The organism is Bacillus sp. FJAT-28004, from assembly GCF_001280845.1.
In the GTDB taxonomy this organism is placed as follows: Bacteria; Bacillota; Bacilli; order Paenibacillales; family Paenibacillaceae; genus Pristimantibacillus.
The window spans coordinates 4,434,827-4,460,996 of the sequence record NZ_LGHP01000001.1 but is presented as its reverse complement, the minus strand read 5'-3'; the positions used below and the strand labels follow the sequence as shown (position 1 = coordinate 4,460,996).

At 46.6% G+C, this 26,170-nt stretch carries 22 protein-coding genes; 3 read left to right on the top strand and 19 right to left on the bottom strand.

What is annotated here, in order from left to right; genetic code table 11:
* Nucleotides 1–55 precede the first annotated feature (55 nt).
* Nucleotides 56–1,360, bottom strand: a complete 1,305-nt coding sequence (locus AC787_RS19430; protein ID WP_152970656.1) for a hypothetical protein — start codon at nt 1,358–1,360, stop codon at nt 56–58.
* A gap of 332 nt (nt 1,361–1,692) precedes the next feature.
* Between AC787_RS19430 and AC787_RS19420 the strand changes: the two genes are divergently transcribed.
* Nucleotides 1,693–2,157 (top strand): SRPBCC family protein, encoded by a 465-nt coding sequence (locus tag AC787_RS19420; RefSeq protein ID WP_054026296.1) that lies wholly within the window; start codon nt 1,693–1,695, stop codon nt 2,155–2,157.
* A gap of 173 nt (nt 2,158–2,330) precedes the next feature.
* Here AC787_RS19420 and AC787_RS19415 read toward each other — a convergent pair whose 3' ends face one another.
* The 4 genes from AC787_RS19415 to AC787_RS19400 all read right to left on the bottom strand — a co-directional run bounded on the left by AC787_RS19415 (nt 2,331) and on the right by AC787_RS19400 (nt 7,808).
* Nucleotides 2,331–2,786: a hypothetical protein gene (locus AC787_RS19415; protein WP_054026295.1), complete on the bottom strand. Its 456-nt coding sequence runs from the start codon at nt 2,784–2,786 to the stop codon at nt 2,331–2,333.
* A 102-nt stretch (nt 2,787–2,888) separates the two neighbouring features.
* Nucleotides 2,889–4,721, bottom strand: a complete 1,833-nt coding sequence (locus AC787_RS19410) for an ABC transporter substrate-binding protein (protein ID WP_054026294.1) — start codon at nt 4,719–4,721, stop codon at nt 2,889–2,891.
* Nucleotides 4,722–4,842: 121 nt separating this feature from the next.
* Entirely contained in the window at nt 4,843–6,351 is a 1,509-nt protein-coding gene (locus tag AC787_RS19405) for an ABC transporter permease (protein ID WP_054026293.1), read from the bottom strand.
* A gap of 14 nt (nt 6,352–6,365) precedes the next feature.
* Nucleotides 6,366–7,808, bottom strand: a complete 1,443-nt coding sequence (locus AC787_RS19400) for an ABC transporter permease (RefSeq protein WP_054026292.1) — start codon at nt 7,806–7,808, stop codon at nt 6,366–6,368.
* 217 nt (nt 7,809–8,025) lie between these two features.
* Between AC787_RS19400 and AC787_RS35225 the strand changes: the two genes are divergently transcribed.
* Nucleotides 8,026–9,762 (top strand): ABC transporter ATP-binding protein, encoded by a 1,737-nt coding sequence (locus tag AC787_RS35225; RefSeq protein ID WP_054026291.1) that lies wholly within the window; start codon nt 8,026–8,028, stop codon nt 9,760–9,762.
* 272 nt (nt 9,763–10,034) lie between these two features.
* Here AC787_RS35225 and AC787_RS19390 read toward each other — a convergent pair whose 3' ends face one another.
* A complete protein-coding gene (locus tag AC787_RS19390) occupies nt 10,035–10,421 on the bottom strand; it encodes a hypothetical protein (RefSeq protein WP_054026290.1) in 387 nt (128 codons plus the stop codon).
* Nucleotides 10,422–10,614: 193 nt separating this feature from the next.
* On the opposite strand from AC787_RS19390, the gene AC787_RS19385 reads away from it, so the two are divergent.
* Entirely contained in the window at nt 10,615–10,938 is a 324-nt protein-coding gene (locus AC787_RS19385; RefSeq protein ID WP_054026289.1) for a 2Fe-2S iron-sulfur cluster-binding protein, read from the top strand.
* A 204-nt stretch (nt 10,939–11,142) separates the two neighbouring features.
* On the opposite strand, the gene AC787_RS19380 is transcribed toward AC787_RS19385, so the two are convergent.
* The 13 genes from AC787_RS19380 to AC787_RS19320 form a co-directional block, all read right to left on the bottom strand.
* Nucleotides 11,143–11,853, bottom strand: coding sequence for a lysoplasmalogenase (locus AC787_RS19380; protein WP_054026288.1), 711 nt, complete (start codon nt 11,851–11,853; stop codon nt 11,143–11,145).
* 312 nt (nt 11,854–12,165) lie between these two features.
* Nucleotides 12,166–13,200, bottom strand: a complete 1,035-nt coding sequence (locus AC787_RS19375) for a substrate-binding domain-containing protein (protein WP_054026287.1) — start codon at nt 13,198–13,200, stop codon at nt 12,166–12,168.
* A 54-nt stretch (nt 13,201–13,254) separates the two neighbouring features.
* Complete coding sequence (locus tag AC787_RS19370; protein ID WP_054026286.1) at nt 13,255–13,704, bottom strand: hypothetical protein; 450 nt, start codon at nt 13,702–13,704, stop codon at nt 13,255–13,257.
* A gap of 6 nt (nt 13,705–13,710) precedes the next feature.
* Nucleotides 13,711–14,022: a hypothetical protein gene (locus AC787_RS19365; protein WP_054026285.1), complete on the bottom strand. Its 312-nt coding sequence runs from the start codon at nt 14,020–14,022 to the stop codon at nt 13,711–13,713.
* Nucleotides 14,019–15,032 (bottom strand): ABC transporter ATP-binding protein, encoded by a 1,014-nt coding sequence (locus AC787_RS19360; protein ID WP_152970716.1) that lies wholly within the window; start codon nt 15,030–15,032, stop codon nt 14,019–14,021. Before AC787_RS19360 ends, AC787_RS19365 begins: the two co-directional genes overlap by 4 nt.
* Nucleotides 15,028–16,101, bottom strand: a complete 1,074-nt coding sequence (locus AC787_RS19355) for an ABC transporter ATP-binding protein (RefSeq protein ID WP_054026283.1) — start codon at nt 16,099–16,101, stop codon at nt 15,028–15,030. The genes AC787_RS19360 and AC787_RS19355 overlap by 5 nt, the downstream gene beginning before the upstream one ends.
* A 12-nt stretch (nt 16,102–16,113) precedes the next feature.
* Nucleotides 16,114–17,271 carry an ABC transporter permease gene (locus AC787_RS19350; RefSeq protein WP_200930719.1) on the bottom strand — a complete coding sequence of 386 codons (1,158 nt, stop codon included), beginning with the start codon at nt 17,269–17,271 and terminating at the stop codon, nt 16,114–16,116.
* Entirely contained in the window at nt 17,268–18,266 is a 999-nt protein-coding gene (locus tag AC787_RS19345) for an ABC transporter permease (RefSeq protein ID WP_054026282.1), read from the bottom strand. Before AC787_RS19345 ends, AC787_RS19350 begins: the two co-directional genes overlap by 4 nt.
* 93 nt (nt 18,267–18,359) lie before the next feature.
* A complete protein-coding gene (locus tag AC787_RS19340; protein ID WP_054026281.1) occupies nt 18,360–20,360 on the bottom strand; it encodes an ABC transporter substrate-binding protein in 2,001 nt (666 codons plus the stop codon).
* Between the two features lie 247 nt (nt 20,361–20,607).
* On the bottom strand, nt 20,608–21,486 hold the full coding sequence (locus tag AC787_RS19335) for a helix-turn-helix domain-containing protein (RefSeq protein ID WP_054026280.1): 879 nt from the start codon (nt 21,484–21,486) through the stop codon (nt 20,608–20,610).
* Between the two features lie 189 nt (nt 21,487–21,675).
* A complete protein-coding gene (locus tag AC787_RS19330; protein ID WP_054026279.1) occupies nt 21,676–22,740 on the bottom strand; it encodes a Gfo/Idh/MocA family protein in 1,065 nt (354 codons plus the stop codon).
* 292 nt (nt 22,741–23,032) lie between these two features.
* Nucleotides 23,033–24,292, bottom strand: coding sequence for an MFS transporter (locus AC787_RS19325; RefSeq protein ID WP_054026278.1), 1,260 nt, complete (start codon nt 24,290–24,292; stop codon nt 23,033–23,035).
* 282 nt (nt 24,293–24,574) lie between these two features.
* Nucleotides 24,575–25,954 (bottom strand): hypothetical protein, encoded by a 1,380-nt coding sequence (locus AC787_RS19320; RefSeq protein ID WP_054026277.1) that lies wholly within the window; start codon nt 25,952–25,954, stop codon nt 24,575–24,577.
* Between the last annotated feature and the right edge of the window lie 216 nt (nt 25,955–26,170).

The window sequence follows — 26,170 nt, the reverse complement described above, 5'->3', positions numbered from 1 at the left end:
AGAGCAGCCAGCCCCCTTTGACGGGAAAGACGACTGCTCTGTAGTGCAAATTTACTTAGTCTATCAAGTACTCAAAGTAAAGCTCTTTTACCATGTCATTCTTGATGTCGATATAAAGATTAATGTAAAAATCATTAGATAGCGCATAGGCAAAGTTTCTCGGTGGAGTTCTCCCATCTTTTGCGATCTCGATAAATGGATAAACCTCATTAACCCTCTGGGCTGAATCTCCTACTTGAATGCCTAAGGATGTAGCGTATCGTTTGTCTGTTACTCGCATGTTGACCAGATAATAAATATCCCCTTTCGCAGAATACAACATTAATTCAAGCCCCTCGTAGGTTAGAGACTTCGTATACATGCCGTTAAAGGTGCCCGCATCTGGACCAAGCTGTTTAATGGATTGTTTAATCGGCTTTCCTAACGAGGCTAGCAGATCAACCTCATTTTCCTTATCACGCAAAGCGATATACTCCTCGCCTGCTTGAATAGCATGAAGAGGAATCTCTCCGGCAAGCTCATCTTCTATGTGAAAACTTGTAGGGTCTATCACTATACCTTGCTCGGTTAATGTATAGTTTACATCCATTGACCCGAATTTGATTTTTTCCGCGCCTGCTCCAATAACCGCATCGACCGTTGCATATGTGCGATCCCGCGGAGTCTGTACGGTGTACTTAATGGAATAGTTAAAATCGATTTTATCGCCCCAGGCTTCCATCATTTTAGAATCAACGGCCTTCTCGTAGATTTGTCCATTGACGTTTAGTCTTATCCAAACGTATCCGTTTAACTGTATGACCTGTGAATCTACGTTTTGTTCCAGATACTTCCCCGCAGATGGTACTGGCATTTCAGTCAAATCGCTGGCTTTTAATACATGCAGCTCTTGTGTCAGTACACCGCTTGGATTCGAATTGCTTAAAATAACGATCAGCTCATTAACGTCATCGTTATTGAGATCGGATAGCTGAAGTGTCGGAGCAAATGCTGGAGTGTCATCTGTTAAACGCCAATCAAAATGACGAACCTCACCAGTATCACTTTCGATAACCACTTGCGAATATCCGCCAGTTCCCTCTGATTCAGGCATTACATAAAGTCGGAATTGCTCATCCTCTGTTGTTGCAAGTGTCCGTTGCCTATTTTCCTCTGAAGTCTCTGTGGGATCAGGCGTATCCGTCTCCTGTGGAACTGCACTCGGAACCCCGATAACCGCTGTATCCTGCTCCGAGGATGGGCTCCATTCTATTCGAGGTAATAACAATACGCCAGCTCCAATGAGAATGACAATAACAGTAACCATCGATATAAACCTACCTAAACGGAATGCCTTGCGCTTGGATTGGCTTTTTATCATGATGAGTTCCACCTTTCATTAGCTTGCTCTCTGCAGATGAATGCTTAGAATACGCCAATGTTTCTCGGTGCTGATCTTCGATACATAGCAATAATGCTGCTTCTACATCAATCACATAGCTCTTATACCTATAGACTCCGTTTAGCATTGAAAAGTTTCCTGTATTTTACAATAAAAGATAATCGTAGGAATGTTTCTTCAGCAAGCTGTGTAACTGATTTATGCTAGGACTATAAGATTGTTCAAAATATGTTGCTTATACCTTCAATTACACAATTTTTGATCAATCATGTAGAATAGATTAACAGGACTTTAAATAGGGGGTAATTATTTTGAAACAATGGTCAAGAGAAATTGAGATAAACACTCCAATCGAACATGTATGGTCATATTTAGATGGTTCGTTAGAACAGATGCAAAAGATTATGCCTCAAGTGGTTGAGAATAAACCAGTCAACATTACTAAAGAAGTTGTCGGCAGTATATACCGTCAAAAGTATAAAGAAGGTAAACGCATCGAGGAATATGATGTCCATACTTTAGAATATTCAAATCATCCAAATGATAAGAAATTGAAGATTGGATTCACATTGGCAAACATCTTTGAGATCACAGCTTTATATGAATTGCATCGAGTAAATGATCAGAAAACAATGCTTAGATATACAGCAACCAATAAAGCATTGAAGTGGTTTGTGAAGCTGTTCATGCTATTTTCCACTGAGAAGGTTGTTGTTAAATTTCTGGAGAAAGTAAAAAATGTCGCTGAATCAGAGTATGTATCAAATAGACCATAATTGAGTTTTACCGTACACAGCTCGCCATGCGATGTTTCAACCATTAAAATGAAAACACAAAAAACTCGTCCAGTGCATTTTGAGCATTGGACGAGTTTTTTTGCGATTTTGCCGCCAACAATTAACGATTTACAGTAACGCCGTTGAATACTTTAAGATCCACCATCTAACTCTTATGCTTTAATAGGTTCGACCCTATACGAGTCTCTTCCTTCTGAATCTTGCTCCCCCTCATTAGGGGATAAAACCCATCCAAATGAAAGGACGGAAGCTAGACGCTGCGCGTCAACTTCTGACAAGTGGGCAATGACCGCTTCGTTCTCAGGCTCCAGGATAAGCTCCGCTTCTTGCTTCAGCGCGACGAGTATCCAGCTGTGAATGCCGCGAATCGTGTTGTACTTGATTTGGTAGCCGTTCGTTACGGCTTGTGCGAAGGTATCTTGCTCCTCATTCGCCAAGGCGGTTAAAGCGGTGTATTCGAAATGGAACTTGCTTTCATCCGTAGGCAAATTGCCTGCCTGCACTCTGCTAATGAGTTCAGCATCGGGCCAGCCGTATGCCTTCAGCGATTCCAACATCAGGGCATCCCATTGTGATAGTTTCGTTTCGGACTTGAATGTGTCAGCCATTCGTAATCTCTCCTTCGTGCTCGCGTGTGAGCAGTCCTATGTGAAAGAGACTGCCCCGGTCATCATGGATAACCGGAGGCAGCCTCTTGCCAATATTAAAAGTTACTTGCTTGCTTTGTAGGCGTTTAGGAATTCTTTCGCTTTCGCCGGATCGGCTTTCAGCTCCATGCCTGTATTGACAAGCGGGCTAAGCGTGGAGATGGCTTTGAACTTGTTGCCATTGTAGAAAGCCAAGATCTCATCCTGGTTAATGGAGTAAAGAACAGCTTTCCGCAGGTCTGCGCTTTCCGCGACTGGGCGGTTTTTTGTATTGAACAGCAAGTAAGAAACAGCGTTGCTCTGTACCGTTTGAAGCGCCAGCTTGCTGTCGCCCTTCACGACGTCGAATTTCGTCTCGGATACGCCGTAGTAGATATGAATCTCACCGCTGCGAAGCGCGGACAAGCTGCTGTCAGCGTCTTTGATAAAGCGGATTTTAATATTAGCGATATTTGGCTCATTGTCTGTGCCCTTCATGTATGCAGGGTTTTTGTAGAAAATCGCCTCGTAATCGTTTTTGGAGGACAAGATGTAAGGACCGCTTGTAAACAATGTGTTGTTATACGCGCTGCCTTCTGTTACCGTATTTTGGTCGCCGTAAGGAATATCTTTGTTCACATCGAATTTAGCTACGTCGTAGGTATTGATGCTCTCTACTTGTTTCTTGGACACGATACCTGCCGATTGGTGAGCCAAATAGTTCAGCACTTGAGGGAAAGGCTCAGTCGTCGTAAGCTTAACGACTTGGTATTTGCCCTCTTTGTTGTTTGCTTGCTTCTTATCCGATACGAGTGCGGATATTTTTGATCCAAGACCTTTTTCAAGAGCGGATTTCACATTGTCGCTGCCGCCGGAAACCTTAACAGCTTCTAGTGCTGCGGCATCCGTTACCAGCTCCACGTTATTGATATGCTCATGAAGAGTAAACGTACGGTGGTCAGGTACAGAGTTTTTGTCTTTCGCACGGTTTAGCGAGAAGATTACATCGTCAGCACCAACACGTTCGCCTGTATCTACTGCGAGCTTGTTTTTGATTTGAGCAAAGTTGATATCGTCTCTTAGGATAAAGTAATAATCAGAATTGCCTTCGGCAATGGCATGATTCAAAGATAGGGAACCTTCCGAAGTGATTTTATCATCATCTGTCAGATTCACTAGACGTACATACATATTGGTATTGATAATATTAATGGAGCCATCGTTGCCTTTGATCGGGTCAAGCGACGTCAGTGTCGGCATAGTCGACTGAAGCACTAGCGCATCCTTTGCGCGCTTCGCTGTGTCTTTAAAGTCAACGTCTTCCCAAGGAAGGGAACGGGACTTCGAGATGCGTACGGAGTCCTTGTTCAGAACGTCCTGGTTCAAAGCCTGTGCTTTCAGCGAGTTGTATAGAGGCGCGATATAAGCTTTATCGAAAACGAGCTGCTGCTCGAATTGCTTATAGGTTTCTGTATACTCTTCTGGCGTTTGAGCACCAGCGGCATCAATTAATTTATCGATCTCCGCATCAGCAAGGATGCTGTAGTCTCCGCCTGTTTTGAAGAGCGAACGTACCGCGTAGTCGGGATTGCCCGTAACGGTAGTCCAGCTGGACATAGCGATATCATAATTGCCGGCATCCTGCTGTGATTTGAAGCTGCCGTAATCAGCCTGTACGTTCAATTTAACTTTAAATCCGTTTTTAGTAAGCTGGTCGCGGACGATGTTAATGTCAGCCTCGTTAGAGCTCATGCCAAGCAGTTCTATGTCTACCGGGTTACTGTCGACGACTGCTTCTGTTCCTTGTGTTGGTGACGGTGATTCCGCCACGTCGTTTTTAGTCGTTAATTTGCATCCGCTGAGCATAATCGAAAGACTGATTAGCAACAATGCGGCGAATTTGCCTTTGTTCTTCATAGTTGTTTCCTCCTGGGTTATCGTTATCTTGTATGTTAACTCACATTCAGTTATCGGCCATTCATGTCTCGTAACGTAGAAGCCGATGGAATATGAATGAGGTTAAAAAAGGAATGAAATATTAATCCAGCTTCGGATCCAGCGCGTCGCGCAAACCGTCGCCAAGGAAGTTGAACGAGAGCACAAGCGCGATAATGGCAAGTCCCGGATAGACAGCCGTATAGGCATGCGTCTCGAGATAGGCACTTCCGAGCTTTAAAATATTGCCCCACTCCGGAATATGAGGCTCTACGCCGAGCCCCAAATAACTCAAGCTGCTGGTCGAGATGACCGCGGTGCCAATCGTCAGCGTAGATTTTACAATCATCGGCGCGATGGAGTTGGGTACGATATGCTTGAACAAAATAGTCCGGTCGCTGGAGCCGAAAGCTCTTGCAGCCTGTACATATTCCAACGTGGATACGAGCATGACATTGGCTCTCATTGTCCGGGCATAAGTCGGGATCGCGCCTACGCTCAATGCCAAAATTAAATTGACCGTACTTGCGCCAAATGCCGCGATAATGGCAATGGCAAGCAGAATGCCCGGTATCGCATAGAGGATATCTAATATCCTCATAATAATATTGTCCGTATGCCGCCCATAATAGCCAGATACTGCACCCAGCACGCCCCCGATCAGGACGGGTATGAGCGTTGACAACAGGCCGACGGCCAATGAGATGCGCGCGCCGAAGACGATACGCGAGAACAGGTCTCTTCCGAAGTTATCCGTCCCTAGCGGGTAAGCCAGCTCAGGAAATTGTAGAATTAAGCTATAGTTGTTCTCGATCGCAAGCCCGTAATCAAAGGTCAAGTAACTGGTTATGGACAATGTGAGCAGGAACAGGATGAAGAGCAGTCCCAGCATGGAAGTCGAGCTCCTCGACAGCCGGTCCACGACTTCTCCCACCTTGGAGCCGGATGAATAGCCCTTGTCCCGCAGCTTGGCAATCAGCAATAACCCAAGAAATAAAGCGAACAAGTTGCCGGATACCGATGTTAAAATAAGAATGCCGGCAACGAGTCCCATCCAGCGCGGCATAACTGCTTTATCTGCAAACTTGGCAACCAGGAGCAATGCTGCGAGCTGCAGGAGCGCGGCAACGATCAGCAGAAACATGCCGATTACGAACCCGTTAGCCACATAAGGCTTAAACAGATTGAGGGCTGACACCGCGAATACGAGCAGCGTCGTAAGCAGCGAATAAACAGCTAGCGTGTACGCCGCGCTTTTTTTCTGCTTGATGAGCTGGAACGCCGTGGTTGCAACGAACACGTTCGCGGTTAGAAGGCTTAACAGCAGTACATAACCAAGCATCCTTGTGGAACGTCTAATCGCGCCAAAACGGATAAGATCGCTTCGAATGAGCGCCCATACCGCCAGCTCGAGCAGCGCGAAGACAAAGTATGCGATGCTTGCAATGAGTACTGCAGGCTTAAATGACCCGTCGCCGGGAACATAACTGTTTAGCAGAAGAACAAGCCCCAGAGCAAGGGATACGATGCCAGCAAAGCTCGCCTGACCGTATTCTTGGCTGGATTTCAGCCTGAACCTGACTTCTTGCTTGGTGATTGTAGGATTCGTCAAGAGTAGCACCTGCTTTAGTATTGTTTCATTTTCGAACGGATTCTAGGATCAAAAAACGCATACATCAAATCGACGATAACATTCACGATGGAAATGGTAATGGCTGTGTAGACGACCCCTCCCATTACGCTAGGAATATCAGGAATGAACTGCTTATCTACAATATAACTGCCGATACCGCTAATATTGAATACTTTCTCCGTTACTGCCGCTCCGCCGAGCATACCGCCGAACTGCAAGCCGATGACCGTAATAATAGGGATTAGCGCATTGCCTACAGCATGCTTCCATATGACAGTTTTACGGGCAAGCCCTTTGGCCCTTGCGGTTGTAATGTAATCCTCATGGATAACTTCAAGCGTCGACGAACGGGTCATGCGAGCTACGGCAGCCGTTAATCCCGTTCCTAGAACGACGATCGGCATAATCGCGGACAGCCAGTTCGCGGGGTTATACGTTGCGGGCAGCCATGGAAGCTTAATTGAGAAATTCAGAATAAAAATAAGCGCCTGCCAGAAATTCGGAATCGACAATCCAAGCAAAGCAATGAACATAAAGGTATAATCAAAAAAGGAATTAGGTCTCGTAGCCGAAATAATGCCGATTGGCAGAGCGATCAATACAGCGATTAGCGTCGAGATAACCGTTAACGTTAGCGTCACCGGAAACTTATTCGCGATAGCTGTAGTAACATTCTCGTTGCCTGCGAAGGACTTGCCGAGATCGAAAGTAAATATGCCTCTAATCGTATCCCATAGCTGGACAAGGTAAGGTTGATCCAAACCGTACAGATGATTGAAGGCTGCGATTTGCTCGGCGGTCGCTGTTTCTCCTAATAAGTTAGCCGCTGGATTCATCGGCGATATATATAGGATTGTAAAAACGAGAAATGCGACACCTAGGATGACGAATACTGACATCACTATTCGTTCCGCAACATATTTCAAGTATGGCATCGAGTAGATTGCCAACAATACATACATTGGAAAACCGATAATTAGTGATAAGATGAAAAAAGCTGGATTCAAAGCTAACGCATGATACGTATCGCCAAACGAAAACTTCAGCCCGTTCTCGCCAGCAAGCTGTTTCTCCAGCTCATGATTGAACGATTCATTAAACTTGATCTCAGCCATCCGATTCGCTTCCAGTTCGGTCTGCTGTGCGCTGACGGTTTGTCCGAAGAAACGGTGCTTACGAATAAGCTGCTCTTTCGCCTCAAGCAACAGCTTGTCCCGGTGCCCGGTTGCAAGCAGCTTATTCCTCGTCTCCTCAGCGATAGCTTTGTATCCGTACTTGGATTTGCGATATTGATGAACGCCATACACGATGGCAGATACAGGAGCTCCTAACAGCAATAAAAGCAGACTGTAGGCCGGATGTAGTAACATTTTGCGGTAGATGGCGGCAATATGATCAACAAAGCCATTACCCGTTGCAGTTGCGTGCCCTTTCAAGCTAGTCCGCTTCCTTTCATTCTAGGAATTTTAAATTGCATTATTCCGATCAATATAGTAGATTTTATTTTATGGACTGGAATATGTCAATAACTTATAACTTTGTTACTTACTTTTTTTCATTATACATGATATAAGGAGTATCAGGTATAAATATGCTTCTCTCTTTAAATTACCCTATTCTTAATTGGAAAACCACAGAATTGCAGGTGCATATATGGATACATTATTACAAGTTAACGATTTATCGGTTTCTTTTTTCACCCGTAACAAAGAAATAGAAGCAGTCCGTCATGTCAGCTTCGAAGTCCGTAAAGGCGAGACGCTGGGAATCGTAGGCGAGTCCGGCAGCGGAAAGAGCGTTACAGCACGTACGATTATGCGGCTTCTGCCTTCTCCTCCTTCTATGGTGAAGAATGGCGAGGTACTTTTTCAGGGTCAAAATTTAGCCTTTAAAACCGACAAAGAAATGGAAGCCATACGCGGAAGGGATATTGGGATGATCTTTCAAGATCCCATGTCCTCCCTCAATCCGACGATGCGGATCGGCAATCAAATTGAAGAAAGCTTGATCAAGCATCAAAAGTTGGACAAGAAGCAAGCCCGTACTGAAGCGATAGAGATGCTGAAGCTCGTAGGCATTCCGAACAGCGAAGCCCGCTATCATCAGTATCCTCATGAATTCTCTGGCGGGATGCGTCAGCGGGTCATGATCGCCATTGCGCTGGCGTGCCGTCCTTCGCTGCTAATCGCGGATGAGCCGACAACGTCGCTTGACGTAACCATACAGGCACAGATCCTTAACCAGATGAAGGATATACAGAAGCAGCTGGGAACCTCCATTATTTTAATTACGCATGACCTCGGCGTCGTGGCCGGCATGTGTGACCGCGTCGTCGTGATGAAGGATGGGGAAATCGTCGAGACAGGGACAACGGAGCAAATTTTTGCAAATCCGCAGCATCCTTACACTGTTAAGCTTCTCCACGCATTACCTCGTTTAGACGAGAAGAAAAAAACGAAGTCAGTGCCTGCGATTGTTCAGCGGGAAGAAGGCGTGCCTTTGCTGCAGGTTCGCTCTTTGAAACAGTATTTTGATATGGGCAAAGGACAGATTGTTAAGGCGGTTAATGATATCAGCTTCGATATACAGGCAGGTGAAACGCTCGGCGTGGTGGGTGAATCGGGCAGCGGAAAGTCGACGACCGGCCGCACGATTCTCCGCTTAAACGAAGCGACGGGCGGTGAGGTGCTTTTCAAAGGAATACCTCTCCAGCAATTAAACCGCTCGGAGATGAAGACGATGCGGCGGCATATGGGAATGATCTTTCAGGATCCATACGCATCCCTGAACCCAAGACTTCGCATCATTGATATTATCGGCGAGGCGCTTGACGTACACGAAATAACGACCACCAAGCGGGATCGTCAGAGACGTGTCGAGGAGCTGCTTGAGATGGTTGGGCTAGATCCCTCTCATGCCATGCGGTACCCGCATGAGTTTTCCGGCGGCCAACGGCAGCGGATCGGAATTGCTCGGACGCTGGCCGTGGAGCCGGAATTTATCGTATGCGACGAGCCTTTGTCCGCTCTCGACGTTTCAATTCAAGCCCAGATCGTGAAGCTGCTGGAGGAACTCCAGCAAAGGCTTGGTCTGACGTACCTGTTCATTGCCCATGATCTATCGATGGTGAAGCATATTAGCGACCGCGTCGCGGTGATGTACAAAGGGAAGATCGTGGAGCTGGCCGAAAGCGAGGAGCTTTACGCGAACCCGATCCATGCCTATACGAAGTCGCTACTGGCGGCTATCCCTGTACCCGATCCCAAGGTTGAATCGCAGAAGAAACTAGTGACGCATGAGGAAGCTTCCAAAGCCGATCCCTATGGTCTCGAACACTCCGAATTCGTGGAAGTGAAAAAGGGCCACTGGGTAGCCATTGCAACCGGCTAAGCCGGCATAACAATAAAGAACCGTGACCCGTTAGATGAATGATCTTACGGGCCACGGTTCTTATTATTTTGGCTATAATACGATGATTCACCCGTGCTGTAAGTATCTTCATAGAACGAGTGTTGACTTCTAGACATAAAAATACATCGCAGCGTGTTGCGACCCACAATGCGATGTACTCCAAATATACATACTTTTTTTTGCCTCTCGGCACACCTTTTACCCTTCAGACCATCCGAAGAGGGATGTCCAAGATAGAAGTGCTATGCTTTTCAGCATTTCCACGTCTGTTTGACGATCCGTTTATTATTTACTTTGATACCGACCTCAACAGCCGTTATCGAAGATATTTTAATAAACGTTATGACTCCTTTTACATTAAGAATGACGCTGCCATCTGCAATACCCATATAAATCCCTACATGCGATGTTCCATCAAAATGAATCCGAATATTAGGTGTTCCCACGCCAATTCGCAGAAGAATATTTAAAGTACTGCTGTTGCTTCCACCACTTTTGCTTCCACCACTTTTGTGGCCGCAGCTTTTATTGCCTCCGCTCTTGTGACCTCCGCTTTTATCGCCATGGCTTCGGTTTTGTGAGCATTTGCAACCTGAGCTTCGGTCTCCCCCGCTCTTGCTTCCCCCTTTTCTCGACATTCCTATCATCTCCTTAATATTAATAGAATCACTTCTATCATATGGAGATTAATAGATTTTGGTGTGTATCCCGGCACCTCAATGGGCTAGGAAGAACGATATGACTATCGCATTGGACTTATTCACGATGGTAATGGTTTAATATAAGCAGGTTAGGAAAATATGAGGATAACAATCCGAGGAGGAATGGCCAATGCTGACGGTTCAAGTAGAAGGAAGAGACGCCATTCAGGCAGTTGAAGGCACGAAATTGGTGCTTGCACTAGAGGATAACGGGATCGACATCCTGCACAGATGCGGCGGCAATGCCAGGTGCACGACATGTGCCGTAGAGGTGCTCTCTGGGAATGCGGGCGAGATAGAAGAGGCAGAAGCGACAGTCCTCCGTAACAAAGGAATTGAAGATGCCGCTATCCGGTTATCTTGCCAAATTCGGCTACATAGCGATGTATCGGTCCGGCTTATCAAGACAGCGACTTCTACAGGCTTGGAGCCTGGCACTCGCCCCCAAGAGTGATCGAACCACCTCGTTTGAGGGCTCTCTGAGCCTGTCAAGACGGAAATCGCAACTCCATCCACTCTTTTAAACTGTGACCCATAAGAAGGATGCTTTGAAAAAAGTACTCCTCTTGTGGTCACAGTTCCACGGAAGGAAAGTCAGCGTTCACGACTGAATTTAACGCTTGCTCCAAGATCGATCAGGTGTTAACAATATACTTGATCACAAAGGGATGCTTTTATGCTTCGAGGTCGCCGCTCCAATATTCTTTACCTTCTGTACACTTGAAGCGATCAACAATTGAGCTGAGAAGTAGGTAGACATAATAAGGAGGCTTGAATAGGGCACATCTGCGACAAACTTATTCCAAGCCAGTATCGAATCAGATGCAACGAACAGGATCGCACCAACAACCGCAAACGTATTGCGACTCATAATTGCCGTAAAGCACATCACACCAATAACGGTAATGTAGACAACGACGGGAATCCATAACCCGCTTAAACTCTCATCCCCCGAAATACGCTCATAAAAGCGACTGCCTAGCAGCACAGAGTATATGACGATAATCAAACCCGCAAGTACACTGAACCAGCTCATTCCCGATTGCTGCTTAAACCAACGAGCGACCATTGCTGTCACATAGAACAAATGCCCCGTTAGAAAAGCACCCAATCCAAATACAAACCACGGATCATCGGGAAGCAGCAGGAACGCATCTCCCAATAGGCTAAAAAGCAGCCCTGTCAGAATCAGCTTCCTATAAACCGCTTGGTCATGTCCATCTGGTACACTGCAAATAACGAGTGTAATAATGAGTGCCATTGGCAGCAGCTTAAATATCCAATGCAGCACCGTGCTTTCCACTGATAACGTGGCAAGATGAATCAAACCTGTGCACACAATAAGTCCCAGCAACCAACTTCTACGCATATGCAATCCCCCTTATTCCATCACTTTACCCGAACCTATAAACGATGTAAACGCTGACATTAACACGAATAATTTTGATTATTTAAAGTGGAACAACGTAATCCGTGGTTTCTGACTAACTTCTCGGATTTCCACATATGCAAACAAATAAACCGCCACAGGTATGCAGCCTGTATGGCGATTTATGTTCTCCCTGGCCCGAGCTAACTTCAGCGGCGTTTTCCCATTTCTGTCCCTAGTCTGAATGTCCGCACCATTTTCTATCAGAATTAAACAGCAGCTATATTTCCACTGCTAACAACTCTATGTATGTTACCTTCCAATGGGCAAAACCGAGTCACGATAGATTAACTTGCACGGGAGCGATACAAATGACGAGACGTGATCTTCAAGCAGCATATGGACGGCTCGTTTCCCCATATCCTTAAAAGGTTGAACCACGCTGCTAAGCGGTACTCGAAGGTGAGCTGAGGAAGGCACCTCTCCCATTACAAAGAGAGACAAATCCTCCGGGATATTCACCCCATTCTCCAAAGCCCATCCCAGTACGGAGAGAGCCGACATGTAGTCGGCTGCAAAAACGGCTGTACATTCGGGATTTTTTTTCATCCAGCTTCCGAATACGTTAACAATATCCTTCTGGCGTTCCGGTCGGTAAACCATCCAATCCGGTTGCGCCGACAACCCGTATTCCGCTAAAGCATCCGCGTACCCTCTTACTTTAAGATAATAATTCGATAGATCTCGCTGTAGTCCAAACAATAGGATCTGCCGATGACCATGTTCAAGCAAATGACTAATCGCCTTATGGGTACCTTCCCGCGTGTCGGAGTTGACCCACTTGGCTTCCGGAAAAGCAAACTCGGATCCTAGCACAACAAAACGGTCTCCGCGCTCAAGCGCTTCCGCCAAAAAAGGATAATCGGATAGTGCCGGTGTAATGACAATCCATTCATCCAGGCGTTCAAATCTCCTGCTGTCATTTAAATCGATAAACTGAACCGAATATCCTTCTGTCCCAGCCGCTAAACGGATTCCTTCCATCATGGCTTGCACGGAATAGTAGACGCTTCCTTTGACATTGCAGAGGAGAACTGAAATGGTACGAAGTTGGATGTTATCCTCGACGGGTGAAGAGCTTACAAACGTCCCTTTTCCTTTCTCCGCGTACAACTTCCCTTCCAAAATCAACTCTTGGATCGCGCGGTTCAAGGTAGCCCAGCTGCAGCCGAATTTCTCGGTGAGCGCCCAACGGCCAGGAAGCAGATCATTCGGGAGAAGCTGCTTCGTTCGGATTTGCCGGGCTATTTCCCGCTTGATCGAAAGATATTGTGGAACATTATCCATAGGTTCCTCCCTTGAGTACAATCACGCTTCCAGACTACATCACGCTGTACTCAATCAAATCCTCCTGCTTCGTGTTTTTCTATAGAAAAATAACAACATAGCGGCTATCACCACTTCCCCTAAAATCGTAAGCGCTTCTGAAGTCGAAAACTGCAGTCCACCGATCGGAAAAAGTGCTACTTGAGAAAATAAAAGCAGAAAAATCAGAACCGCATTTATCAGCATGAACTTGTTCCATATTTGTCCTTGAATCCCGCTGTTGTATAACTTGAATTGAATGAAAAATACGCTTGTCAGCCATAGCAAGCCGAATGAGAGAAAAGCGAAGGTCTGAATGGCATCCCACGACCAGGTGCTGATCCCGCTTATGATCAAGAGTTGGGCGACCAGTGTGCGTAGTGACAGCCACAGGGCTAAACCAATCAGAGACGGCAATATGGTTAAGAGCCAAGATAAGAGCATGGCGTGCGCTTTACGCCGTTCTTTCTCGATAATTGAATCCATATTCGACTATTCCTCCACCTGTACTTTCACTATTTCCAGCTTGGACAGCAGCAAAGCACGGGTTTCCTCACTGTCGACAAGCCTGGTTTTGCGAACATATTCCATTAATTTATTTAGTTTCTTCTTAATACGTGCAGAGTTCCTTCCCTCGTTCAACCATTCTTCCGGCAGGTTACTCGTTTCTGTGATGTGCTCAAGAATTCGATGCTTTCTCCCGACCGTGTAGTTGACTAAGGTCCGAATCATCCATACGGTTCCCAAAATGAAAGCAATCATCGCAATCAAGTATAAGAGAATAGCACCGACAATTGGAGTCATGATTTCACCACTCCCTGAAGCGCCAACTCATCGGCTAGGTGACAGGCGACAAAATGATCCGGTCCGACCTCTCTCCATTCCGGTTTTTCCTTCCTGCATACATCCTGAGCATACTGGCAGCGAGGATGGAAGTAACACCCTGACGGCGGATTGGACGGGTTAGCGACTTCGCCGGACAATACGATGCGAGCAGCTTTCTTACGCGGATCCGGAATCGGCTTAGCCGATAGCAGTGCTTCGGTATAAGGATGCTTGGGCTGTTTAAACATATCGTCCGTTTTCGCAGTTTCGACCATGCGTCCAACATACATGACGCCTACACGATCGGATATATGCTGTATGACGCCCAAATCATGGGATATAAACAAATAACTGAGGCCTAGTCGCTTCTGCAAATCTCGAAGTAGATTCAGAATCTGTGCCTGAACCGAAACATCGAGCGCGCTAACAGCCTCATCACATACGATAAACCTGGGATTAGTCGCCAATGCACGGGCAATGCCAATCCGTTGCCGTTGTCCTCCGCTGAATGCGTGTGGGTATCGCTCCAGGTGCCTGCTGCTTAAGCCAACCATCTCCACAAGTTCCTTGACGCGCTCTCTAAGCGCTTCCCCTCTGGCCATACCGTTACAGACGAGCGGTTCGCCGACGATATTCTCAACCGTCATTCGGGGATTGAGAGATGAATACGGATCCTGGAAGATCAGCTGGATATCCCTGCGGAACCTCCTAAGTTCTTTGGAATCGAGACCATTCAAATCCTTCATTTCCCCGTCCCGATCTCTAAAAAGTGTTACACCCTCAGACGGCTCGATCGCCCGCAGTACACAACGTCCAAGCGTTGTTTTACCGCATCCCGATTCACCGACAAGACCAAATGTTTCACCTTCCCGAATGTAGAAATTTACGTCGTCAACCGCTTTTACAAAACCTACCGTCCGCTGTAGAAATCCCTTTTTGATCACAAAATATTTCTTCAGGGATTGGACATTCAGGATCTCTTCGCTAATGCTCATTGCCGACACCCCCGAGGTTTTGTTCTTCTGCAAACAGACATCTCACGTAATGGTTTTCGCTCACCATAAATAGAGGGATATCCGTCACATTGCACACACCTTCCTCCGCTCTTGGACACCGGGAATAAAATCCGCAGCCTTCCGGAAGGTTCATCGGAAAAGGTACGGTTCCTTCAATGGATTCCAAACGTTTGTTTCTGCTGGAAACGGAAGGAATAGAGTGTAACAAAGCTTTCGTATAGGGATGCCGTGCGCCATAGAAAAGCGTATCCACATCGGTATATTCTACGACTTTACCTAAATACATTACTGCGACATCATCGGACATCTCTGCGATTACACCCAGATCATGGGTAATAAAAATGACGGATGTCCCCGTATTTTCCTTCAGCTCGTTGATTAGTTGCAGTACCTGAGCCTGAACGGTCACGTCTAGTGCCGTAGTCGGTTCGTCTGCAATGAGTATATTCGGATGGGACGCCAGGGCCATGGCGATCATCGCCCGTTGTCTCATCCCGCCGGACAGTTGATGCGGAAATTCGTTCATCCGCTGCTCAGGATTGGACATGCCGACGCTTTGAAGCGTCTCAAGCGCTATGCTTCTGGCCTCCGAATCATCTTTTGTCCGATGGAGAAGAACGGCCTCAATGATCTGATTACCAACCGTATGAATAGGTGAGAACGCCTTCATTGGCTCCTGGAAGATCATCGCGATCTCTCCGCCTCGGATACTTCGGATTTCTTTTCCCCTGTCATCGAGTTTAACTAAGTCGACCGTCTCCGAATTGCCCGCGCTCCCCCGCTTTAATAGAATCTGGCCCTCCACTGTTCCCGGAAGCGGCACGATGCGGAGCAGCGCCTGAGAAGTAACGCTTTTGCCGCACCCGCTCTCTCCGACGATGCCCAGCGTCTTCCCTTTTCGAATCGTGAGGTTCACGCCGTCTACTGATTTTAGCTTTCCTTCATTAAGATGGAAATGGACCTTTAAGTCTTTAACCTCCAGAATAACGTCCGAGTTTGCAGCGCCAGCGCCGGCGAATTGTTTTTTTACATCCACACTCATGGATAGCCCTCCTTATTTGTAGGGGTCGGCTGCATCACGAAGGCCGTCTCCGAGAAAGTTGAACATCAGCACCGTCAATATGATAAGTGAAGTAGGCCACAACAACCAAGGGTGGTAAGCCAGCGTCTCCAGATTCTGAGCATCCTGGAGGAGGACGCCCCAACTGACCACCGGCGGCATCAGTCCGATTCCGAGAAAGCTGAGCGCGGTTTCACCGAGTATGGTAGCCGGGATTGATAACGTTATACTGACAATGATATAGCTGGCAAAGGAAGGCAGAAGGTGTTTGGTCACAATCCGCATGTCACTCGCTCCTGCCAAACGAGCCGCCATCGTAAAGTCTTCTTCTCGCAAGGATAAGATTTTACCCCTTACGACCCTAGCAAGTCCCGTCCATCCTATGATCGAGAAAATGATAATCATGCCAAAATAAATCTCCAGCGCTGACCAGTTTCGCGGCATTGCCGCAGCTAAGGCCATCCATAACGGGATGGTGGGGATACAGATCAACAGATCGATCGTACGCTGTATGACGGTATCCGTAAGACCTCCAAGGTAGCCGGAAAGGCCCCCGAGCAGTAATCCGAGTACCAGAGTAAAGACAATTCCAAGAATACCGAAAGCCAGAGAGACCCTCCCTCCATAAAGCATTCGCGTCAGGAGGTCACGGCCGAGATCGTCGGTTCCCGCTAGAAACATCGGGGCATTAGGATCTTTGGTCCCGAATAAATGAATGTCTGAATTAAATAAACCCCACATTTTATATTCCGGGCCTTTTATGAAAAAATGAATATAATACGGCTTGGATTTATCCTCTTGGAAAGTACGGCGAAACGTCTTTTGATCCATCGACATATTCATGTCGTATACGAAGGGACGGAGGCTGAATCCCGTTTCCTTGCTGTAAAAGTGAATGCCCTGTGGCGGCGCATTCTTGTATTCGGAAAATCGTTCTAGCGGAACTTTCGGTGACAAAAACTCACAGAAGATGGCGGTCAGATACAAGAGAATCAGCACGATCGCCGCAAACATAGCCATCTTATGTTTCTTGAATTTCCACCACATCAGCTGCCATTGCGAGGCAACTTCGAAAGCTTCCATTTTTTCAGGCTTCTTAGTTGTTTTTGATCTAAACCGGTACGACTTCCATTTTTCAAGTACTGTATTCAATCCGCAACCCCCCCAAAACGAATCCGCGGGTCAAGCCACGCTAGTAGAATGTCGGACAGCAGCGTTCCGAGAACCGTCAATACACTAAGGATGAGCAGGAAGCTACCGGCTAGATACATATCTTGGAACATCAGAGCACGCAAGAGGATTGGCCCCGTCGTCGGGGTATTCAGAACAATTGATACGATCGCTTCACCCGAAATGAGTGCGGGCAGCGTCCAGCCGATCGTGCTGATCAGTGGATTTATCGCCATCCGAACCGGGTACTTATACAGCAACTTCCCTTCTTCGACCCCTTTGGCACGCGCCGTTATGACATACTGCTTCGATAGTTCGTCAAGCAGCATGCCGCGCATGACCCGGATGAGTCCCGCTGTACCGGACATGCCGATCAGGACGACGGGTAGAACAAGCCTGGGAAGCATGTCAAGCACTTTGGCCATGCTCCAAGGGGCATCCACGTATTCCGGTGAGAATAGTCCTGTTATCGACACGCCTGTATTGACAAATACGACATAAAGGATGAGCAAGGCGATCAGAAAACCAGGAACCGCAAGTCCGATGAAGCCAATGAAAGTAAACACATAATCCAATATCGAATACTGGTGGGTGGCGGAATAAATCCCGATCGGAATTGCAACAATCCAAACGAAAATTAATGAAATGACTGAAATGACCATTGTCAGCAAAAGACGATCACCAAGCACTTCGGACACGGGTAGATTCCATTGGAAAGACCTTCCCAGGTCCCCCTCCAGCAGCATGTTTTTCATCCAGATCAGATACTGCATGATAAAAGGCTGATCCAGGCCGTACTGTCTCTGCAAATTTAGAATGGTGCCTTCATCTACGGCCGTACCTGACAACTCCAACTGCTGAATATAGGTTTCAAGAAAATCTCCAGGAGGCAGTTGGATAATGAAAAAGACAATAATGCTGATCGCGATGAGCAGCGGAATCAACTGCAGCACACGGTTGCCTATGTAGTTGAGCATTGTTTTCCTCCTTTGGTAGTTATCAGGCTGCGAAAAGGGTAAGCCCAGGCGACTGACGCTTCCGCAGCGTCTGGGCTTTATGGACTCGTTTCCTTACTCGGCGTAGAAGAACTGTTCGCCGCTGAAGTTCGCTGCGATCGCGAATGCTTGATCATTCGGGATGTTTTTCAACTTACTGTTCACGATCAGTGGCTGCTTCACATTCTCAATGTGAACGAAATAATAATACTTCTCGCCCATAACCTTCTTCAGTTCCTCGAACGTCGCTCTCGCGTCTTCGGGTTTGCTGATAGACGATTTATCAATCATATTAAAGAATTCACTTGCTTCATCCGACGGCTTAACGCCTTTTTTGCCTCCCGACGTATGGTACAGATCCCATGCGGGGGCCCATATGCTCTGACCCCAATCGCCATAATACCAGAGCGGGGTAGTGGTCCAGATCATCGTAGCCTTCAATTCGTTCGCTTCACGGCGTTTACCCCAAAGCGTCTGGTCGATCGTTTTCATCTGAACATCAAGCCCGAGCTGCTTCCACATCTCTACGATTAATTCCGTCAGCGGTACGATATCGGGCGCCTGAGCCCCGACTTCAAACGGAATCGTAAACTTCTTGCCGTCCGGTCCTTGCCGAAAGCCGTCCGGTCCTTTCTTCATTCCCATCTCATCCAACAACTTATTGGCTTCTTCAATGTTATAAGTAGGATCTTCAATTTTAGAAGGTTCCGCAAATCCGAAGTAAATGGTATCAATAACCTCATCACGGTCAATCGCCATGTTCAGAGCTTTGCGGAAACGAACGTCCTGCACAACCTTTTGCCAATTTGTGTCTTTATGCGATAAATTGAGGTGTATGTCACTTGGCGTTACGTGCATGTTCGACAGCAGTGCCGAGTATCCATTCTTCTCGTTTTCCTTGTACAAAGGCATCTTTACCAGTGCAGCTGATTCACGCGAAAAATCGACTTCGCCGGCAATGGTTTTGAGTGTGACCATTTCGATGTCCTGCACGAGCGTGCTTTGAATCGTGTCGATGTACGGAAGCTGATTGCCTGCCGGATCCACTTTGAAGTAATAAGGGTTCCGTTCGAACGTAGCGTTCGTTTTCGTTTTCTTCACGAACATCCAAGGATACAGCACGGGGTATCCAACGGCTTTCGAATTGGTCAGTTCCCAGTTCGTAATATCTTTATCATTAAAGAGGTTTACCCACTCGCCTTTCTGGAAGCCTAACTTTTTGATTTCCGGTTCCAAGGCAGCCAAATCAGTATATTTAGTGTGGAACTGCTTCAGATAATGCGCCGGTCGAATCAGTTCGGTGTAACCCCTCCAGCCCTGGATCGCAAGACGGATTAGCAATCCACCATATGGCTGGTCAAAAGAGATCTTGAAGGTATACTCATCAACGAGTTCAAATTTCATAGGCGTCCCAGAAGCGCTTCCACCTGAATTCAGCCAACCAGGGAAAATCGGAGTAAGCTCCTTGTTGAACAAAATGTCTTCAACGGTAAACCTGACATCCTCCGTCGTTACCGGATTGCCGTCCGACCACTTCAAGCCTTTACGCATGAAGAAGGTGAATGTCTTCTCATCCTCGCTCATCTCGTAGTCCTTCAGTACGTTCCCTGTAATTTCTTCGCCCAAAATACCAGGGGTGTTCAGCAGCGGCTCATTGCTCATGACGAACACATCCGCATCCCAATCCACAGCGGACGTTACGGTCCGAAGCGTGCCGCCGTATTTGCCGATTTCGTATTTGAGTTGGGAAGTCGGTAATTCATTCGTGATTTTATAGTCTTCCGGAAGCCTTTCTTTAACCGGCAGAAGCGACTTGGAATCTAATAGGGGAGACTGTTTGAAATCCGTAATTATCGCGGGTACTCCGGCAGTATCACCGGTACCGCCTCCGCCTGCCTCGTCAGCCTGTTCTTCCTTGCCTGCGACAGGTTCGGTTTTTTCCGTATTCGTAACTTTGTTCACAGGATCGGAGGACGTTTCCACACCTCCGCCGCTGAGGCATCCGCTTAACACCGTGGTAAAAGTAAACATCATGACGAAAAGCAATGACAACCCTTTAATCATTTTCCTTTTCATAGACATCCTCCTTTTTTTCATAAGTTTTTGGCGGTTCCCACCTCGTCAAAATAGTAAGCGCTTACAAACTGAAGTAAAAGTCTGTAAACTTATATATATATGTATATATTTGACCGAGTGGAAACTTGGATCGGACACCTCCATTCATGCTTTTTTTTTTAACATGACTCGGAACGAATATTATTTTGTTACGCTTTTATCATACAAAAGGAATGTCATAGCGTATTTACGAAAATAGCAGATAAACTTACACTTTTTCTAGTTTTTGATCGGGAAGCTGCCTGAATTCTCTCGGTGTAAGTCCGGTTTCTTTTTTGAAGTTGTTGCTAAAATAATGAATGCTCGCATACCCCAAGCTTTCGGCGATCGAATCGATCGGATCCCCTTGCAGCAGCGCCTGCTTCGCTTGTTTGATTCGCTCGTCTATCAGATATTGCTTGGGATTCTTGCCGACTTCGCTATAGAAAAGCCACGTAAAATAATTTGGATGGTATCCGCATAGCTTAGCCAGTTCCGCCACGGACCATAATTTTGCCGATTGCTCTCGCATGATAGCCAGCGCAGGCTCTATTTTGCTGACGAGCTCCCCGGATTCCCGATTCCCCAGATTTCTGACAATAACCGTAATCAGCTCCATCAACAGAGCCCTCAGTACAAACGGGTAGCCAACATACTCGTTTTGATATTCCTTCACGATTCTCATCATTAATGATTCCACCCCGGCAATGGAAAAATGATGCGGAATTGTGATATCACCGCAGCCGAAAACTGTCAGCTGACAGGAATCGGCTTTCTCCCTTATCTCTTCCGGTGACGCATCCCGGATCAGATAATCGGGGTGAACCGGTTCCAAGGAGGATTCATTCCATGAAAAATGTAAACTGAAAAATTCAGTCGGACGGATCACTGAGAGGACATGAGGGGTTTTTGACCCGTAAAAGACACATTCCCCGGGCAGGATCGGGTAGCGATCCGGGCCCAGCTGCAGCAGTGCTTCCCCCGATATGACACAGAAAAATTGCGAGTCCGGAATTACACGCGGTCCCCAACTGTCACCCGGCTCAGAATACGAGCGGCTTGCAAAATTAACAGTAGGGGTAAGACCAAATAAAGTCCCAATGTGCATAAACATTTCTCCTCCCACGCTTCGCAAAAATATTGAGTATGCGTTCATCTCTCTGCTGTGGACAAGTAGGATATCATCACTGTGTTACCTGGTACGGCAGCCCCCATAAAAGTTCGACCCGCCGCACCTTAATGTTTAGTCACTTGATATCACTTCACCCTCCTTTCATCCCCATATTTTCATTTGCGCTCACACCTCTGCGATGGCAGGATCGTCCAGTCGGACTCGTCGTCCTTCGCGAGTTGATACATAGCTGGCCAAAACCATCCGCAGTGAAGTTCGCCCTTCCTCGGCCGTCGCGATAGGGCTCCGTTCACCCTTCATAAATTCTGCCAGCGGTTTTGCCAACCCGCGAATTCGAAATCCGTGATTCGCGGGGCTTTCGATATCGCTTGCCGTCCAGGAACCCGCCTGAGCATCAAACCGCTTGAGCCCTGCCGAACCATCCGGACGCGGCACATTACAGCTGGGCACATCCCCGTAGTTTTGCACTATCGTTCCATTTTCGCAGATAATCTCCATCGTGTTCTCCGCTGCCGTACATGTAAAGGAGCAGTTCACTTCGGCGATCGGGCCTCCCGCGTACCTGTAAATCACAATTCCGTTATCCATTGGAATTCTCGGGTTATAAAGCGATTCAACTTCTGCGGTTACCGTCTCTGGAACACCGAGCAAAAAGTGGAGAAAATCGACCGGATGCGATGAATCGTCCGCCCAGATGTCCCGGTTGAGAACAGGATTGACATGCCATGACTCGGCAAACTCGGTATTCAATCCCATTGGAAGCCCATGCCTGCGCCGGACCATGAAGACCTTCCCGAGTTCACCGCTCTCCAGCCACTTTTTCATTTGAATATTTTGTGGATCCACCCTCATTTGCCAGGCCATCGTGAATGGAATCCCGTGCTTATTTACGGCTTCAACGATCCGGTCCGCTTCAGCTAGGGTAAGCGCCATCGGCTTTTGCAGCACTACTGCTTTCCCTCGGGCAGCCGCCTGTTCCACCAGGTCGACGTGCATGGATGTCTCCGACGCCACCACAACCGCTTGAATGTCATCACGGTCCAACAGTTCTTCGATGTTGGTATAAATGTCCAGTCCGAACGCACTCCTTGCAGCTTCCAACCTTTGCAAATCATGATCCCAGCCGGCAAGCACTTTAATGCCGTGCTCCTTTTTTCCCCATTCTTCACAGTAAGCATTGACATGTCCATGGGCAAATCCCAGAATCCCTACACCAATCGGTAAATTCATCAAATCTCCTCCGCCTTCAAATTGATCATACCTTTATAGGAAACGTTTCCTGGTTTCATCTTAATCAACATACCGACAGGTTTCATGGCTGATCTTGACAATAACCATTTCGATCCAGACCAATTCGACCTCTGGCAGTTCCCAGCGGCAGTGAAATTCGCCGTTATGGTGTTCAGTCGTCCTAAAAAGAAAAATGACGTACAAAACTGTTGTCAGCTTGTACGTCATTTTTAGAGAGAATTAATTACTTTGATCATATGCAGAATGTCTTTAACCTGTCACAGCGTATTTCTCACTCCTGCTCCTGTGACGCTTCCTTGATTACCGGCATTCCGGCTTCAACCAAACGTTTGTTACTAATGAAGAAAATGGACAGTATTACAATAAAAAAACCTGTTCCAACAAGTAGCCATTCAATCTCGATTGCATCCGAAAGCGGACCGAATATCAGCATCCCGATTGGCATCATAGAAGTCGATATCATACCAAACACGCCGAATATGCGTCCTAAGTAATCCGGATCTACCTTCTCCTGCAGCATGACGGTCGTTGGTGTATTAAAGATTGGTATTGCAACGCCGAATACAGCCATCATAGCCAGGTAGATCCAAAATACAGGTATAATACCCAAAGCTAACGTACAAACGCCCATAATCAAGGCAGCTAAAGTCATCGTATATACTTTGTTGCGGAATCCGCCCCATGATGCGATAATTGCTCCGCCAGCCATCATACCGATAGAGAAAGCAATTTCAATGGCTGTTAATCGCCAATAGTCATCTCCGAAGCTGCGTGTCACTTGCAACGGTGTTAAAAATGCAGCCGGCGCCATCAACACAAAGAAAAAGGCGAAAAAAATAAAAAAGGTTTTGAGAAAACTGTGGTTTTTAATGTAGCTCAAACCCTGTTTAAAATCATCCAAGTAGCTAGTCGTTTGCTTATCAGTCGCCTTTTTATGCAAAGGTATTTTTAAAAAGGTAAATAACGTAAAGATCGCTATCGCCGCTGTGACAACATCGATAAAGAAAATAACTTCGATTGTTGCCATTGTGAGCAGCGTCGCACTTACGATAGGTGCAACAAACATCATGAGCGCTTGAAGACTTCCGTTTATTCCATTTACCTTCGTCAGCTTATCCTCTGGTACGATCTGGGGTAATATTGTCCCAACTGCAGGCGTTTGAATGCCCGCTCCTAGCGCGCGAACAGCAGCAATGGCAAACAACAACCAAATTTCGTCATAGCCCAGCAAAAATGTAATGGCTAGAAGCAGTGTGACAATGGCAATCATGGCATCTGCTATTATAATAAGATATTTTCGGTTGAAACGGTCCGCCCACACACCTGCAAATGGAGATAACAGAAAGGTTGGAATGAATCCGCAAATAATAAATAACGTCATCATCATACCCGATTTTGTTGTGAGCGTAACGTACCACATAATCGCATATTGAACTAATGCAGAGCCAAATAACGAAAATGTTTGACTACTCAGAAAGATAATAATATCTCGTTTCCAATGTTTTTTATCATGGTCTTCGGTTGGTGTCATTATCTTTATCTTACTCCCTTCTTCTCTGTATTTTTCTATCATTGATATCTGACTTTCTTATAGTAAGTAATTGCCCAACTGGATATGTCTAATCCTAATTGCAGTACAAGTTTCTAGGTTGAATCTGTGCTGATTATGTACAAATATGTATTAGACTCCCATTTTCTTGTTGAATCTAATCATAATTGTTTCTCTAAATACATGTCTATAGCCTGCTCCAACTGGAATATGGGTAATAAAAAAAAGCTGCCGAATGAACTCTTCAGCAGCTGAAACCATCGTTTATTGAACAGATACGTTATGATGCTCTCCAGAGCCAGCAGCAATCACGGCATAGGATCTGATACAACCGTTTACATCAAACTCCTGCTCGGCGGGAATAAGAACTCCATTATGCAGTAATTGTGTATGCTCCCCAGCAAATACAGCCTTCCATAGCACCCTATCCTGACCGTCATTACATAATTCGGTTGTTTCATATCCGAAATGCTTTACAGCTATCGTACATCCAAGTATCGGCAGTTCGGTCAGTTCCGCCCAGTCAAGATGAGGGCTTAGTCTGGAAACCGTAGTAATCATGTCTTGTCCATTGGCAGATACGCCCATCAAGCCAGTTGCGATAGAACCCACCACGCAATAGGAAACCTCCGGATATTCACGCCGGTCAAGCTTGGGATCTACTAGCTCGAGCAGTTCTTGCAGTCCGTATTCATGCTGCTCATATGGATAATAGATATCTGGCATGTAGGTCTTCGCCTCAACATTGGCTACTCCGCGGGAATGCATATCAGCCAGGGCTGCTGTTCTTTTGCGCAGATCCTGAACAGCTTCGAAATAAAGAGGCAGAAAGTTGGCCTCCGCTTGATGATTGGTATTATAAGTCCGATCCTGAAGCAGGGACCCGTAGAAGCTCGCCGTCTCTTCATTCCACCATTGCTGCTCATACTTCTGCTCCAATTGAGCGGCCAGCTGTTCATAATGCGCACTTGCCGCTGGATCAGACAAAAGCATTTTCATATGAGAGTATGCTCTGTAGCCAGCAATTTGCGCAGCAACCATATCTCCACCCGCAAGCGGCTGCAAGCCCACTTCATTATAGGAAGCAAGTCCGCGGCGACCGTATTCTGGATAATATTCTAGAATGCCATCCCCATCTTTATCCCATGTCTTCACATATTCGGTTACCGTTTTATCATAAAAATTCTGCAGCACTGGATGATCCAGGTACGTCCGATCCCCTGTCCACATATACTGGCGCCAGCAGGCAAATATAATATCAAAATTGGAAGGCAGGTTGTACCAGAAGTCCTGATCATCTGCATAATCAACTTCCGCTGGCTCGTCGTCCTTCGTGATTTCCCAATAGGTGCACCAATCACGGGTTAGGCTTATGTATTTGCCAAATTTCAGCATCATATTGAGTGTATGCGGCGCAAGTCCAAGAGCGGCAGCCCCCATACTGTGATGGGCGACATCTCGCATACAGAAGGCACTTCGTGCCGGAAGCGCAGCCTCATACCACAATCCAACAGCATCTTCCCCAAAATGCGCATAAGCCATTGCTTGTTCCCGCGCCCAGTTGAAGCCGTCATTTAATCGCTGATCCGAGCACTGAAAGGTTATCTTACCAGCGTGTTCTCTTTCGTCATTCATTACTGTCATTTAATCCACTCCTGTACCTGGTATTCTACTTTATGCTGCTTTACCACTATTTGTAATACGGTTCCCCACGTTTGATCTTAAACTGCCGTTAGTCGCATTACTACTGACAAGCCTTTTGTAAGAAAGTAGGCGAGTGACTATCGAGAGTTGGAACGCCTACGTAAATAACAGATGTAATTTAAATAACTCTCTATGTTTGCTGTAAAAACTTGTTGA